Source organism: Chromobacterium paludis, assembly GCF_008275125.1.
Lineage (GTDB): Bacteria > Pseudomonadota > Gammaproteobacteria > Burkholderiales > Chromobacteriaceae > Chromobacterium > Chromobacterium paludis.
This window is the reverse complement of the sequence record NZ_CP043473.1, coordinates 1,282,052-1,295,776: the sequence shown is the minus strand read 5'-3', so window position 1 is coordinate 1,295,776 and position 13,725 is coordinate 1,282,052. Positions and strand designations below refer to the sequence as shown.

The following is a 13,725-nucleotide window of genomic DNA, read 5'->3' as shown; positions in this document are numbered from 1 at the left end:
GGCTCAGGCGCCATCATCGCGCCTCCCTGCCGCATGGCCGGCGGCCGTCAACGGCATCCGGCGCAAACCCATCGCCGCGCAGCCTCGATTCGCACAAGGGACGAAAGCGCGACAGGAGGTCCAGCAAGGGATTGGCCGCCGTCTGCCCCAAGCCGCAATGGCTCGTTTGGCGCATGAGGCGGCCCGTCTCCTCGATTCGCCTCAGGTCCGCGCCGCCCGCGCGTCCATCGGCCAGCTGGTCCGCCGCGCGGGCGAGCAGCTGCGTGCCCACCCGGCACGGCGTGCACAAGCCGCAGCTTTCGAAGGCGAAGAAATGCGTGAACTGGCGGGCGATGTCCACAAGATCGCGGCTCGCGTCGAACACGGTGAAGGCACCGCCAGTGGACAAGTCCTCGAAGGCGATGCGCCGGTCGAAATCGGCCGCGGAAATCAGGACGCCGCTGGGTCCGCCCACCTGCACCGCCTGCGTATCGGCCGCTCCGCAGGCCATCAGCACCTCGCGGACAGTGATGCCAAAGTCAAACTCATACACGCCCGGCGCCGCGACATCGCCGGCTATGCTCAGCAGCTTGCCGCCGGGCGATTGCGCCGTGCCGCGCGCGCGAAAACCTGCCGCGCCGCGCGCCAGGATATGCGCGGCCCAGGCCAGCGTCTCGACGTTATTGTTGACAGTCGGCCCACCCAGATAGCCTGCGCTGACCGGATACGGCGGCCGCAAGCGCGGGATGCCCCGCCGGCCCTCCAACGATTCCAGCAAGGCGGTTTCTTCGCCGCAGACATAGGCGCCGGCGCCCAACTGGATATCGATGTCGAAAGAAAAATCCGTCCCCAGCACGCGATTACCCAGCAGGCCCTCCGCATGGCGCCGCCGCAGCGTCGCGCGCAAATGCGGCATGAGGTAAGCGTATTCGCCGCGCAGATAGAGCAGGCCCCGCTTGGCGCCGATGACATAGCCCGCCACGCTCATGCCCTCAAACACCAAGTCAGGCCGGCGCGCCAGCAGCAACCTGTCCTTGAAGGTGCCCGGCTCGCCTTCGTCCGCATTGCAAGTGACATAGCGCGCCGCTCCGACCGCCTCTTTGGCCAGCCGCCATTTCAGCCCGGTGGAGAAACCCGCGCCGCCGCAGCCGCGCAAACCGGCGAGACGGATTTCATGCAGCGCCGCGTCCCGCCCCTGCCGCATGGCTCGGCGCAATGCCTCGCCCCGCCTTGGCCGGCCGGACAACAACGGCCCCGCCAGCCGCACAGGCTGCGCCACAGAAAACCAGCCGCGCGGCCAGTCGGCAAGGGGAACGCCGCGTTCGACCAGGTCCGCCAGCCGCCGCGCCCGCGCCAGCGTCAAACGGGTCAGCGGCTGGCCATTGACCAGCGCCGCCGGCCCTTGGTCCGCCAGGCCTATGCAGGAGGTCATATGCACGGAAACGCGGCCGTCTGAGCGCGTGACGCCCTGCTGCGCCCCCAGCCTGGCCAGCAGGCCATCCCGTATCGCTTCCCCTCCGCCCAATCGGTCCGTCACGCTGTCCGACAGGCGCAGGCAGTAATCGCCCAGCGGCTCCGCGCTGAGAAAATGGTAAAACGCGATGGCGGCGCGCACTTGGGCCAGGGTCAGGCCCAAGTGGTCGGCAATGCCGCCATGCAAGGATTGCGGCACGCAGCCCAGAGCTTGCTGCGCATCCAGCAGCAACGGCAGCAAGGCTTCGGTCCGGCGCGGGTGGCGAGCCAGCAGCGCCTGCACAAGCAGGGCATCCGGCATCATGTGGCGAGCGGCAGTCATGCACTAGGTATAGCCCATGCCCGCATCCCGCCGCGCCAGGAGCGAAAACGGCCATGGTTTTCAGCCATGGCCATCCGCGAGAACTGCAACAGCAAGTCTTAGTGGCGCGCCTCGCGCACCGCCGCCATCACATCGTAATCAAACAGCTGGTTGACATCGTCCTCGTCGAACACGTAGTGCTGGTTGCAGTAATCGCAGACAATCTCCACGCTGCCTTGCTCCAGCATCACCTCGCCCACTTCCTGGCCGCCTAGCATGGTCAGCATGCCTCCGACCCGTTCGCGCGAACAATTGCAATTGAAGCTGACGCTTTCCTGGTCGAACACGCGCACCGTTTCCTCGTGGAACAGACGATGCAGAATGTCCTCGGCGCCCAGCTCCAACAGTTCTTCCGCTTTCAGGGTGCGGCCCAACATTTGGATGCGGTTCCAGCCCTCGGCCTCGCCATGCCCTTCCGGCAGGCGCTGCAGCAGCATGCCCGCGGCAGTGCTGTCGCTGCTGGCCAACACCAGCGTGGTTTCCAGCTGCTCGGAGCGCAACATGTAGTTTTCCAGCATCTGGCCCACCGAGTCGCCCTCCAGCGCCACGATGCCCTGCCAGGTCTGGCTTTTATCCAGGCGCGGCTCCAGCGTCAGCACGAACTTGCCGCCCTCGCCCAACAGTTCGGCCAGCGGTTTGTCTTCCGGCTCGCCCTGCCATTTGGCGGTGGCGCGCACGGTGCGGTCGTTATTGCACTCCACCACCGCCAGCTTCAGCGCGCCGGTGCCGTGGATCTGCAAAATCAGCGTGCCGTCGAACTTCAGATTGGCCGCCATCAACACCGAGGCAGCCATCATTTCGCCCAGCACGGTCTTCAGGACGGGCGGATAGTCGCGGCGGCTCAGCACCTGTTGCCAGGCGCCATCCAGCCGCACCAGCGCGCCGCGCGCCGGCGCGCCGTCAAACAGGAATCGTTGCAGTGTGTCGTTTTGCTTCATGCTTATGCTTCCTTGGCCGCCTCGGCGGCCAGCTCTACGGTATAGACAGACATCGGCAGCGAGGAGCTGACGTCGAACTCGCAGCCGGCGCGCACGCCGATTTCGGCGATCTCGCGGGCGGACAGGTCCTGATCGTACACGGCATACATCGCCCCCATGGCGAACTTGCGGCCGGAGCCTATCGCCCAGATGCGGGAGAATTCATAGATTTCGCGCATGGGGTAAACGCCGAAAATGCCATGGCGGTTGGCGATCACCACCATCATCTGACTGGACTCGTACGGATCTTCCTCGTCTTCCTCCGGCCGCAGATAAAACGCGTCCTTCAGCTTGGGGTGCAGCTTGCGGAAGGTGTCGAAAATGCCCTGGCGGCTGCTCAAGTCCTTTTTCTTCAGGTCCTTCAGCGCGCCTTGCAACACCAGATCATGCGCGGCGGAGCCGGACACGGCCAGATAGCTGTCGCCATGGCGGAAAATCTTGTTGTGGAAGCAGTCGTACGGCGCCAGCAGTTTCTGGTCGTCGCCAAAGGTGGTCTGGCTGTCGGCGGCAATGGCAATCTGATTGCCCTTGCGCACGGCCACGATGGTTGTCATGCGGCTTACCCTAGTTCTGTTGCGGACCGAGACGGCCCCATCCGATGCCAGATAAGGGCGATGCGTCGGTTTTCCAGCCCCACCGGCCAAAGCGGGCGAATATACCACAGGGCCCCCGCCCTCCGCACCTCAAGGAGCCAGCCCTGCCAGCTCCACCTGCATGGGCGGCGGCGCGCCGGGCAACCAGCGCTGATAGAGCTTGCGGAAGCTCCCGTCGCGCTTCATCTCTCTCAGCGCTTGTTCCCACTCCAGTATCGTGGCCCGGCTCGTCCCACGCGAGAAGGCCAGATACAAATCTATCTTCTCCAGAGGAAGCAACAGCTCGATTTCCTCTGCCGGCAGGCCAGCCTTGCGCAGCACATTGTTCACCACGCTATCCCCCTCCGACCACATGGCCACTCTGCTCGCATGCAACAGCAGGGCCGACTGCACCGGGTCCGTGCTCTCCACGATGTTGAGGAAGCCATGCCGCTTGGCCGTGGTCAGAAAAATGCTGCTGCGAAAGGCCGCCAGGGGTTGCAGCCGCAGCTTGTCGCCCAGACGTCGCAACGCATCGCCCTCGCCCTTGCGGCAATACAGATTGATTGCCGCGGTCGCCACCGGGCCTATCATCGTCATCAGCTTCTCACGCTCCGGCGTGCGGCCCATCACAAACAGCAGCACATTGGGCCGGGTCAGCAAGAAGTTGTAGGCGCGCGCCCAAGGCAGCAGCCTGACTGGCTGCTCGGCACCGAGTCGTTGCTGGATCTGGCCTACCAGATCGACCGCCATGCCTTTTACTTGCCCGTTTTCTTCAAAACTGATTCAGGGCAATCGCACCTTCTTGTCATAAGCAAACAGACTTGCCAACCCACCCAGACTTGAGGTGAACTCCCAGGTTTTACCGGTGCGGGATGGGAACGTTGATGGAACATTTGGCCGAGGTGCCCGAGCCGAGGACCGGGCGCTACATCGCCCATCCGCTGGACGAAATTCTGGTGATTGCCGTGTGCGCCATCTTCGCGGGGGCGGAGAGCTTTGTGGAGGCGGTCGAGTGGGCTGAGGTTAAGGAAGCTTGGCTGCGGCGCTTCCTGCCGTTGAAGAATGGCATTCCTTCTCACGATACCGTCAACCGCGTGTTCCGACTGCTGGATCCCAAGCAGTTCGAGAACGCCTTCCGCAGCTGGACGCAAGGACTGCTGGGCTCGTTCCAGCAGATCGCCATCGATGGCAAATGCCTGCGCGGCACCGCTCGCGGCGCGCACAGCCCGGTGCACATGGTCAGCGCCTTCGCCACCGAACTGGGCTTGGCGCTGGGGCAGGAGAAAGTCGCCGACAAAAGCAATGAAATCACTGCGATTCCGGCGTTGCTGGCCGCACTGGATGTGGAGGGCTGTCTGGTCAGCCTGGATGCGATGGGCTGCCAGAAAGAGGTTGCCAAGACCATCGTGGCGCGTAAAGCGGACTATTTGCTGGCGGTGAAGGAGAACCAGCCCAAGCTACGTCAGGCCGTAGCGTGCGCGCTGCATGACCATCCCACCGAGCGAGTGGCCAGCGCGCAAAAAGGGCATGGCCGCACGGTGTTGCAACATGTGGTGACAGCCCGGGCGGACGGCATTGTCGACGCTCAGGCCTGGCCCGGCTGCCAAACAGTGGGTCGCGTGGATTCGGTGCGGCTGGATGGTCGCGGACAATCGGCGCTGGAGCAGCGCTATTATTTGTCGTCGCGCGCGTTGAGCGCGGAAGAGCTGGCGCAGGCGGTGCGCCGTCATTGGGCGATCGAAAACGGCCTGCATTGGTGTCTGGATGTGATTTTTCGGGAAGATAACTGCCCATTGCGCGAAGATCATGGACCGCAGAATTTTGCGCTGCTGCTGAAATTCGCGCTCAACCTGCTGCGTAGTTCGCCGTATCAGGCCAAGAAAAGCATGCGGGTGCGACGCAAGCGTGCCGGCTGGGATGATGAGGCCTTGGCTGAGTTGCTGGGCATGTCGCCTTTATGACGTGAAGGTGCGATTGCCCTGAAACTGATTGGCGGCCACTCGTCGGTGTAAATGGTCAACGGCTCTGATGCGCGCACAGGCGCGACCATGCAGAAAAGCGCCAGAAGAATCAGCAAACAACGCGACATTGACATCACCCCGGAAGCATGATTCTTCAGCATAAACCTCGACTTCGCGCTTTGCCGGCCGCCGCTCGCCCCCGGCCTGCACGCCAAGACAAGCCCCTGCAGAATCAAGACTTTAGATCAGGGATTGTGGTTCTTACTTATAAACAATCAGCCGACAGACGAATATCATGCAAGGACAACGTTAGTCCGCCCCGACACCCCGCAGGGCGGATACCCCTTCTCCGAAAGGTGTGTGCCATGCGTGACATCTATGAAATGGACGAACCGCTAGAGTCCATCCTGCAACGTCCCTTGACCGGCTTTGAAAAACAGCAGATCAACGCCAAGCCTAAGGCGCTGCCTCATGACGGCCAGACTGGCGGCGAAGAAAGCGACGACACTCCCGTCATGCGCCATCGTTTAAAGGAGATGGCGCTGATGCAGGTGGCGAATGTTGACTATCCACCGAGAGAAATCAGACGGTCGCTGATTGAAATCCCGCCGGGCGCGCGGACAGCCTGAGCCCAGCAGACATGACAAGGCCCCGCCATCTAGTCGGGGCCGTTTCATTTGCGAAACACGCGCTCGACGCAGACCTAGGCCAAGGCGACCGGGACGCTGCGAGCCAATCGGCGGAACACGCGCCACAACACAACTGCCATCAGGACGCCAAGGAGCAGATTGACCAGCGGCATGGCCAGCCATACGCCGTCCAGACCCAGCAGCAGCGGCAGCAGCCCCAACGCAGGCAACAGCAAGGCGGTCTTGCCCACCGTCACCCCCAGCGCCAGCCGCGTCAAGGCCATGGCCTGCAGAGCGGTGCAGCCCACCACCACCAAACCATCCATGGGCATGGCCAGCAGATGCAGGCGCAACGCGCGGCTGCCCGCATCGATCAAGTCCGCGCTGCCGTCGCTATACCAGCTGGCGATGAAGGCGGGAAACAACTGCACCGCCGCCAGCGCCGCCACACCCAAAGCCAGGCACACTTTCAAGCCATGCGACAAGGCGGCCGCCACCCGATCCGGGCGCCCCGCTCCGGTGGCATGCCCCAACAGCGGCTGCATCCCCACCGCCAGGCCATGAATCAGCAGCGTGAACAGCGACTCGGTGTAACCCGCCACGGCATAGGCCGCCACGCTGAGGTCATTGCCCCACTGCAACAGCTGATAATTATGCGCATACAGCAGGAATGCGAGATTCAGCTCCATCAGCAGGCTGGGGGCGCCCAGCGCCAAAATTGGCGCAAGCGCTTGCCAATCCGGTCGCATGGCATCAAGACGCAGGCGCAAGGATGCATGCCGGGTGAAGAAATAGCCCAAGCCCAACACCAGCACGACGGTCTCCGCCATCAAGGTGCCAATAGCCGCGCCTTCCAGCCCCATGCCCAGCAGCCCAACCAGCAGGTAGTCGAGCAGGATATTGAGCACGGCGCCCAGCGTGGTCAGCACGGTGGCCAGGCCCGGCCGGCCATCGTTGCGCACCAGGTAGGTGGCGAGCATCTGACCCATGGTCAGCACGGCGCCGCCCAGCATCCATCCCAGATACGCGCGCGCCTCTCTCTCCACCTCGGCCTGTGCGTCGGCGCGCAGCCAGCCCAGCAGCGCGTCAAGCCTGGGCAGGCCCAGCGCCGGAATGATGGCGCCCAGGGCTGCCAGCAGCAGCAAGGCCGCCAGCATGGCGCCGCGCGCGCCGTCGATATCTCCCGCGCCTTGGCGGATGGCGATGCGTGTGGCCACGCCCATGCTGATCATCGCCCCCAAGCCCACTTGCAGCATCACGACGGGGTACACCAAACCGATCGCCGCCAGACCATGGCTGCCCACATAGTGGCCTACGAATACGCCGTCGATCACCGCATACAGGCCGGTGACCAGCATGCCGGCGACAGAAGGGATGGCATAGCGCCAGAACAGGGTGGAAACGGGAAGACTGTCCAGATCGCGGGTTTGCAGCACAGACATAACTCAATGAACGGTAAGGGAAGCGGCCATTCTATCATTTAATCAGTCATGCATGATTAATTAATTTCCGGCACCATTCGCAGACAAGAACATGAACGGAGACGAGATGGCGCGCAAAACCAAGGAAGATGCGCAGAAAACGCGCGATGCGATACTGGATGGCGCGGAACAGGTTTTCCTGCGCAAAGGCATCGCCAATGCCACGATGGCCGACATCGCCGATGCGGCCGCCGTGTCGCGCGGCGCGGTGTACGGCCACTATGAAAACAAGATGGAGGTGTGCCAGGCAATGATAGGCCGGGCGTTCGCGCTGGACGCGCTGCGCTTCCCCGCCCCCCAACCCTCCGCCTGCTCCACCTTGCTGCAGGCCGCTTGCTACTACCTGGCGCAATTTCTGGAGCCGGGATCGCCGCAGCGCGTCACGCTGATCCTGTACCAAAAATGCGAACACATCGCGGAAAACCGCAGCGTGCTGCGCCGCCGCGAAATGGCGGACCGGTTGACCATGCACTACACGCGCCGCCACCTGCGCCGCGCCATCGCCCAGGGCGAGCTGCCGGTCGATCTGGACATCGGCCTGTCGGCCGATTATCTGGTCTACCTGTTTTCCGGCTTGTACGAACTGCTGGAGCAAGGCCCGGCCGCGCTGCCGCGCTGCGAGCGCATCTTGCGCGGCGCGCTGGAGGGCTTGCCCCACGCGGTCAGCTTCCGCAAGGCTTAGCTGCCTCAAGCGCGCTTATTCGACATGGCGGCGGAAGCACCACAAGGCCAGGCTGAGCGTGATCAAGGCGATCAGCCATAGCGGCAACAGCCAGGGCCAGGCGTCGGCAAAGCCAAAGCCCTTCAAGAACACGCCCTTCAGAATGGGGATGAAATAACTGAGCGGATTGATCCTGGCCAGCCATTGCAGAACCATGGGCATGTTCTCTATCGGCGAGACATAGCCCGACAGGATCACCGCCGGCACCATGAAGGAAAACACGCCCAGAAACGCCTGCTGCTGCGTGCGCGAAATGGACGAAATGAACAAGCCCACTCCGGCCAGCGCCAGGCCGTAACTCGCCATGCTGATCAGCAGCAATGGCAGCGAACCGCCAAAAGGCACGCCATAGACCCAAACCGCGGCCAAGGCGATCAAGCTGCCTTGCAGCAAGGCCACCATCACGCCGGGCACCGCCTTGCCCGCCATCACGTAGGCGGGCGTCAAGGGCGAAACAAGCAGCTGATCGAATGTGCCCTCCTCGCGCTCGCGCGCCACGGACAAGGCGGTGACGATCAAACAGCCTATGGTGGTGATGATGGCCACCAGGCTGGGCAGCACGTGCCACTGGTATTCCAGATTGGGATTGTAGCGGTTGCGCACCGAGACCTGCGGCACCGCGCCCCCCCGCTCCGCCTGATAAGCAGCCACCACTTGGCTGATGTAAGCGCTGGCTATCTGCCCGCTATTGGAGCGCCTGCCGTCCACGATCACCTGCAACGGCGCCTCGCGCCCCTGCGCCAGATGGCGGGAAAAATCCTGCGGAAATACCACCGCCAGCAGCGCGCACTGCCGGTCTATGCAGTCTCGGAGCTCTGGCAGGCTATGCACCGAGAGCACATGATCAAACGTCACGCTGGAGGCCAGCCGCTGAACCAGCTCCCGCGATGCGGCGCCCACATCCTGGTTGTACACCGCCAAGCTGGCATGCTTGACCTCCAGCGTGGCGGCAAACGGAAACACCAGCAGCTGCAGCAACACCGGCACCACCAGCAGCAGACGCCCCTGGCGGCTGCCCATGATGGTTTGCAGCTCCTTGACGATCAGCCACAACAAGCGTTGCCACATGGTATCAATCCAGGGTTCGTCTGGTCTTGCGCACGGTCTGTCCCAGCCAGAACGCGCCCAACACGATGAGGCTGGCGGCATTGAGCCAAAGCAGCGACGGAATCACGCCGGCCTGAAACAAGGTTTGCAACGTGCTGGCGAAGTAGCGCGCCGGCAGGATGCGCGTGAGCCACTGCAGAGGCGTGGGCATGCTGGAAATCTCAAACACAAAACCAGACAGCATCAGGGCCGGCAAATAGCCGGCCGTCAACGCCGCCTGCGCCGCGTCGAACTGCGTGCGCATTACCGTCGACAGAAACAATCCCATGCCCAGCGCATTGGCCAGAAACAAGGAAGACATCAACCACAAGACCCAGACGGCGCCGCGGAACGGCACCCCCATCACAAAAACCGCCACCAGCAGGCACATCAACATGGCGGCGATGCCCAGCACGTAGTACGGCAGGATTTTGGACAGCAGCAGCTCGGCGCGGCTGACCGGCGTGGCCAGCAAGGCCTCCATGGTGCCGCGCTCCCATTCCCGCGCCACCACCAGCGAGGACAGCAGCGCGCCGATGATGGTCATCACGATGGCGATGGTGCCCGGCACCAGGAAATTGGGGCTTTCCGCGCTGGGATTGAACCAGACGCGCTGCCGCACATCGATGCCGGGCGGTGGGGCCCGGGCATGTTCGTCGCCCTCGGCGCGCACCCATTGCAGCCAGGCGCCTTGCACATAGGCCGCGACAAAGTTGGCCGTATTAGGCTCGGCGCCGTCCGTCACCAACTGGATGGCGCCGCCCCGGCGCTGCCAGTTTCGGGAAAAGTCGTCCGGGATGATCACGGCGCCGCGAATCTTGCCATGCGCCAGCATCTCGTCCAGCTCCCCCCGCGAAACCGCCGGCTTTACGTCGAAAGAAGGCGTGGCGTGCAATGTAGCCGCCAGCCGCTGTCCGGCCGCGCCGCCATCCAGATTCAGCAACCCCAGCCGGATATGCGCCGAATCCAGGTTCACCGCATAGCCCAGGATGAACAACAAGGCCACCGGCAGGATGAAGGCGATCAGGATGCTGCTGGGATCGCGCACGATCTGGAAGCTTTCCTTGCGGCACAGGGCCCACAGCCGTCGCCAATTCATCGGTCAGCCTCCTCCACCAGCTGGATGAAGGCATCCTCCATCGTCGGGTTCGGCCGCGCCGCGTTCGCCACGCTGGCCTTGAGCACGTCCGGCGTATCCAGCGCCAACAGCTTGCCGCGGTATACCAGGGCAATGCGGTCGCAATACTCCGCCTCGTCCATAAAGTGCGTGGTCACCAGCACGGTGACGCCTTTCTCCGCCAGTCCGTTGATATGCGTCCAGAATTCGCGCCGCGTCACCGGGTCCACGCCGGAGGTCGGCTCGTCCAAAAACAGCAAGGGCGGCTCGTGCATCACCGCGCAGGCCAAGGCCAGCCGCTGCTTGTAACCCAGCGGCAGCTCGCCCGAAGGACGGTCCATATAAGGCGTGAGGCCGAACACCCGCTCCATCTGCGCCACCTTGTCGCGCTGCGCCGCGCCGGCCAGGCCATAGACGCCGGAGAAGAACATCAGGTTGCGCCGCACGGACAGCTGCGCGTACAGCGAGAATTTTTGCGCCATATAGCCCAGTTGCTGCCGGGCGGCGCTGGGGCTGGTTTTCAGGTCCAGACCCATCACCCGCGCCCGGCCGCCGCTGGGTTTGAGCAAGCCGCACTCCATCTTGAAGGTGGTGGATTTGCCGGCGCCATTAGGCCCCAGGAGGCCGAACACCTCGCCGCGGCGCACTGTGAAGCTGACGTCGTCCGTGGCATAGAAATCGCCAAAACGCTTGGTCAACCCGTCAGCCTCTATCACCGCCTCGTCGTAGTGCGGGGGCACCGCCGGCATCACTTCCGCCAGAACCGAGTCCCCGCCCGGACCGCCGCCCAGCAGGCTGATGAAGGCGTCCTCCAGCCTTGGCGCAGCCGGCGCCAACACCGCAGCCGGCCCGGCTGCGGCCCGCTGCAGGTCCGGCCATCGCCCCTCCTCGCGCAGCAATAGCCGCAAGCCGCTGCCCTGTATCGTGCCATCCATCAGCTCCGGCTGGCGCAGCAGGCGCTGCAGCAGCTGCCGACGGTTGCCGGCGATGCCCGTCAGCCGCAGGCAACGCCCGGCCAGCGGCTGCGTCAACGCCGCCGGCGGGCCGCTGGCGCGGATGCGACCTTCCGCCATCAAGTAGACCGCGTCGCAGCCTTCGGCTTCGTCGAGATAGGCGGTGCTAAGCAGCACGGTGATGCCCTCGGCCGACAGCGCGCGGATCAATTTCCACAACTCGCGGCGCGAAATCGGATCCACGCCGACCCCAGGCTCGTCCAGCAGCAGCACGCGCGGCCGGCCCAGCAGCGAGCAGGCCAGCCCCAGCTTCTGCTTCATGCCGCCGGACAACTTGCCGGCATAGCGGCCGGTGAACGGCGCCAGATCGGTCAAGGCCAGCAGGCGCTGAAAATCCTGCGCCCTCGCCTCGCCGCGGACTTCGCGCAGCTCCGCGTACAAGTCCAGGTTTTCCTGCACCGTCAGGTCTTCGTACAAACCGAATTTTTGCGGCATATAGCCGATATTGCGCCGCAGCGCGTCGGCGTCCGCCTGCGGGTCCAGCCCCGCCACCCGCACCGTGCCGCCGCTGGGCGTCAGCAAACCGGCCAGCATGCGCAACAGCGTGGTCTTGCCCGCGCCGTCCGGCCCGACCAGACCGGCAACGCAGCCCGCCGGAATGTCCAGCCCCACCTGCGTCACCGCGTCCACGACCGCGCCAGGGAACCGCTTGCTCAACCCTTCGGCGCGGATGGCGGCGCTCATTTCTCCAGCCTCAGCGTCACCGGCATGCCCTGGTTCAGGCCGGCGTCGGCATCGTCCACCACCACGCGGATGCGATAGACCAAGGCGGTGCGCAGGTCTGCCGTTTCCACGCTCTTGGGCGTGAACTCCGCCGTGGGCGACACGAAGCCGACCACGCCGTGATAGCGCTTGTCCGGGTGGCTGTCGCTGGCCACCGTCACCTTGACGCCGGTGGTGAAGCGTCCCAGCTGGTTTTCCGCCACATAGGCACGCACCCACACCGGCTGGCGCAGCGACAGGGTGAATGCCGGCGTGCCTGCTTGCACCATGGTGCCGGCCTCCACCGCGCGCGTCAGGATGATGCCGGCGCTGGGAGATTGCAGATTGCCATCGCGCAAGGCCAGCCGGGCAGTGGCGACATTGGCGCGCGCCTGTTTCAGCTGCGCGTCGGATTCGGCGATTTCTTCCGGCCGAAAGCCAGCCTCCAGCGCGCGCAGCTGCTGCGCCGCGGCATCGCGCTGCGCCACGGCCTGGTCTCTTTGCATGCGCGCCAGCTCCAGCTGCTGACGACTGCTGCCGCCGGCCGGCTCCAGCGCGCGCTGGCGAAGGTAATCGCTCTCTGATTGCGTGACAGCGGCTCCGGCCCCGGCCAGCCGGTCCTTGGCCTGGGCAATATCCTCGCGGCGACTGCCCCTATGCATCAGCGCGTTGCGCGCCGCCAGCGCGGCCTCGTTGGCCAGCGCGGCATTCAGGCTGTTGCGCAGCGGCTCCGCGTCCAGCCGCGCCAGAATCTGCCCCGGCTGCACCGCATCGCCCTCGTCCACCAATACAGTCGCCAGCCGGCCAGCCACACGGAAGGCCAGCGTCGCCTCGCGGATGTCCACATTGCCGTAGAGCGTGGACTCGCGTTCAGCCTGTGCCGCGCGCTGATAAAAGTAATAGGCGGCGCCGGCCAGGGCCAGGAGTACGGTCGCCGCCAGGGCGATGATGCTGCGCTTGCTCATCGTTTTTCTCCGTTGCGGACAATGCCGGCGAGCGCCCAGTCCAGACGCTGCCGCGCGGCGGGGATCTCCCCCATCCAGCCCTGCAGCTGCCTCGCCAGCGGGGGCAGCCAGTCGCAAGCGGCCAGCGGGCCGCGCGCCAAGAGCAAGGGCAAGCCAATGGCGGAAATCAGGTAGCACAACAGCTGCGGCGGCGGCGCGCCTATCAGCCGCCCTTGCCGCTGCGCCCTGGCCAGCAGCAACAGCAACAGCCGCACGTGGCGCGACGGCAGGCTCAGCAGAAACGCCTGCGCCACGCGCTCGCCCGCCAGGGCATCCGCCAGCACGTGGCTGGCGACGCCGGCGTTCGCGGCCGCCAGCTGCAATAGCTGTTCGAACACCGCGCGCAGCTTGTCCAGTGCGTCGCCGGGCTGACGCAGCCTGGCCGCCTGCCGCAACTGGCGATAAATGGGCGCGTACCAAAGCTCCACCAGTTCCGTGACAAATTTATCCCGGCTACCGAAGTGGTAGACGAAGCTGCCCGGGTTGACGCCCGCGGCGGCGGCAACCTCTCGCACCACCAAACCGCGCAGGCCAGTGCGCTCAACCATGGCCAGCCCCTGGCGCAAGAGGCGTTGGCGGGTTCCGTCCGATTTTCCAGGGGCATCCATGATCTGACTTATACACCCGTATAAATCCAGTCGCAATG

The 13,725-nt window shown here is 64.6% G+C and carries 13 protein-coding genes; 3 read left to right on the top strand and 10 right to left on the bottom strand.

All coding sequences use genetic code 11. From position 1 onward, the window contains the following. Positions 1-13: 13 nt before the first annotated feature. The 4 genes from FYK34_RS05850 to FYK34_RS05835 all read right to left on the bottom strand — a co-directional run bounded on the left by FYK34_RS05850 (position 14) and on the right by FYK34_RS05835 (position 4,148). Positions 14-1,774: an NAD(P)H-dependent oxidoreductase subunit E gene (locus FYK34_RS05850; protein WP_149295493.1), complete on the bottom strand. Its 1,761-nt coding sequence runs from the start codon at positions 1,772-1,774 to the stop codon at positions 14-16. Between the two features lie 98 nt (positions 1,775-1,872). Then, the gene (gene hslO, locus FYK34_RS05845; RefSeq protein WP_149295492.1) at positions 1,873-2,751 is read right to left on the bottom strand and encodes an Hsp33 family molecular chaperone HslO; all 879 of its coding nucleotides are present in this window, start codon (positions 2,749-2,751) and stop codon (positions 1,873-1,875) included. A 2-nt stretch (positions 2,752-2,753) separates the two neighbouring features. Next, positions 2,754-3,344 carry an Ntn hydrolase family protein gene (locus tag FYK34_RS05840; protein WP_149295491.1) on the bottom strand — a complete coding sequence of 197 codons (591 nt, stop codon included), beginning with the start codon at positions 3,342-3,344 and terminating at the stop codon, positions 2,754-2,756. Between the two features lie 129 nt (positions 3,345-3,473). Next, a complete protein-coding gene (locus FYK34_RS05835) occupies positions 3,474-4,148 on the bottom strand; it encodes a substrate-binding periplasmic protein (protein WP_407923602.1) in 675 nt (224 codons plus the stop codon). Between the two features lie 101 nt (positions 4,149-4,249). On the opposite strand from FYK34_RS05835, the gene FYK34_RS05830 reads away from it, so the two are divergent. Together FYK34_RS05830 and FYK34_RS05825 are read left to right on the top strand one after the other, a co-directional pair. Next, positions 4,250-5,326 carry an ISAs1 family transposase gene (locus FYK34_RS05830; RefSeq protein WP_149294873.1) on the top strand — a complete coding sequence of 359 codons (1,077 nt, stop codon included), beginning with the start codon at positions 4,250-4,252 and terminating at the stop codon, positions 5,324-5,326. 365 nt (positions 5,327-5,691) lie between these two features. Next, positions 5,692-5,955 carry a hypothetical protein gene (locus FYK34_RS05825; RefSeq protein WP_149295489.1) on the top strand — a complete coding sequence of 88 codons (264 nt, stop codon included), beginning with the start codon at positions 5,692-5,694 and terminating at the stop codon, positions 5,953-5,955. A 74-nt stretch (positions 5,956-6,029) separates the two neighbouring features. Here FYK34_RS05825 and FYK34_RS05820 read toward each other — a convergent pair whose 3' ends face one another. Further along, on the bottom strand, positions 6,030-7,397 hold the full coding sequence (locus FYK34_RS05820; protein WP_149295488.1) for an MATE family efflux transporter: 1,368 nt from the start codon (positions 7,395-7,397) through the stop codon (positions 6,030-6,032). 106 nt (positions 7,398-7,503) lie between these two features. Here FYK34_RS05820 and FYK34_RS05815 point away from each other — a divergent pair, with 106 nt between their 5' ends. Further along, a complete protein-coding gene (locus FYK34_RS05815) occupies positions 7,504-8,118 on the top strand; it encodes a TetR family transcriptional regulator (protein WP_168209657.1) in 615 nt (204 codons plus the stop codon). 15 nt (positions 8,119-8,133) lie between these two features. Here FYK34_RS05815 and FYK34_RS05810 read toward each other — a convergent pair whose 3' ends face one another. Genes FYK34_RS05810 through FYK34_RS05790 form a run of 5 tightly spaced genes read right to left on the bottom strand, consistent with a single transcriptional unit; the run spans position 8,134 to position 13,687 of the window. Then, positions 8,134-9,225 (bottom strand): ABC transporter permease, encoded by a 1,092-nt coding sequence (locus tag FYK34_RS05810; protein WP_149295486.1) that lies wholly within the window; start codon positions 9,223-9,225, stop codon positions 8,134-8,136. A 4-nt stretch (positions 9,226-9,229) separates the two neighbouring features. Further along, positions 9,230-10,342: an ABC transporter permease gene (locus FYK34_RS05805; protein WP_149295485.1), complete on the bottom strand. Its 1,113-nt coding sequence runs from the start codon at positions 10,340-10,342 to the stop codon at positions 9,230-9,232. Continuing rightward, positions 10,339-12,057 (bottom strand): ATP-binding cassette domain-containing protein, encoded by a 1,719-nt coding sequence (locus tag FYK34_RS05800; protein WP_149295484.1) that lies wholly within the window; start codon positions 12,055-12,057, stop codon positions 10,339-10,341. Before FYK34_RS05800 ends, FYK34_RS05805 begins: the two co-directional genes overlap by 4 nt. Beyond that, positions 12,054-13,040, bottom strand: coding sequence for a secretion protein HlyD (gene hlyD, locus FYK34_RS05795; RefSeq protein WP_149295483.1), 987 nt, complete (start codon positions 13,038-13,040; stop codon positions 12,054-12,056). Before hlyD ends, FYK34_RS05800 begins: the two co-directional genes overlap by 4 nt. After that, positions 13,037-13,687, bottom strand: coding sequence for a TetR/AcrR family transcriptional regulator (locus tag FYK34_RS05790; protein WP_149295482.1), 651 nt, complete (start codon positions 13,685-13,687; stop codon positions 13,037-13,039). Before FYK34_RS05790 ends, hlyD begins: the two co-directional genes overlap by 4 nt. Between the last annotated feature and the right edge of the window lie 38 nt (positions 13,688-13,725).

Bases quoted from the DNA above. Each gene is read 5' to 3' on its own strand.
- FYK34_RS05850 (WP_149295493.1), bottom strand. From the start codon at position 1,774: ATGACTGCCGCTCGCCACATGATGCCGGATGCCCTGCTTGTGCAGGCG.
- hslO (WP_149295492.1), bottom strand. From the start codon at position 2,751: ATGAAGCAAAACGACACACTGCAACGATTCCTGTTTGACGGCGCGCCG.
- FYK34_RS05840 (WP_149295491.1), bottom strand. From the start codon at position 3,344: ATGACAACCATCGTGGCCGTGCGCAAGGGCAATCAGATTGCCATTGCC.
- FYK34_RS05830 (WP_149294873.1), top strand. From the start codon at position 4,250: ATGGAACATTTGGCCGAGGTGCCCGAGCCGAGGACCGGGCGCTACATC.
- FYK34_RS05825 (WP_149295489.1), top strand. From the start codon at position 5,692: ATGCGTGACATCTATGAAATGGACGAACCGCTAGAGTCCATCCTGCAA.
- FYK34_RS05820 (WP_149295488.1), bottom strand. From the start codon at position 7,397: ATGTCTGTGCTGCAAACCCGCGATCTGGACAGTCTTCCCGTTTCCACC.
- FYK34_RS05815 (WP_168209657.1), top strand. From the start codon at position 7,504: ATGGCGCGCAAAACCAAGGAAGATGCGCAGAAAACGCGCGATGCGATA.
- FYK34_RS05810 (WP_149295486.1), bottom strand. From the start codon at position 9,225: ATGTGGCAACGCTTGTTGTGGCTGATCGTCAAGGAGCTGCAAACCATC.
- FYK34_RS05805 (WP_149295485.1), bottom strand. From the start codon at position 10,342: ATGAATTGGCGACGGCTGTGGGCCCTGTGCCGCAAGGAAAGCTTCCAG.
- FYK34_RS05800 (WP_149295484.1), bottom strand. From the start codon at position 12,057: ATGAGCGCCGCCATCCGCGCCGAAGGGTTGAGCAAGCGGTTCCCTGGC.
- hlyD (WP_149295483.1), bottom strand. From the start codon at position 13,040: ATGAGCAAGCGCAGCATCATCGCCCTGGCGGCGACCGTACTCCTGGCC.
- FYK34_RS05790 (WP_149295482.1), bottom strand. From the start codon at position 13,687: ATGGATGCCCCTGGAAAATCGGACGGAACCCGCCAACGCCTCTTGCGC.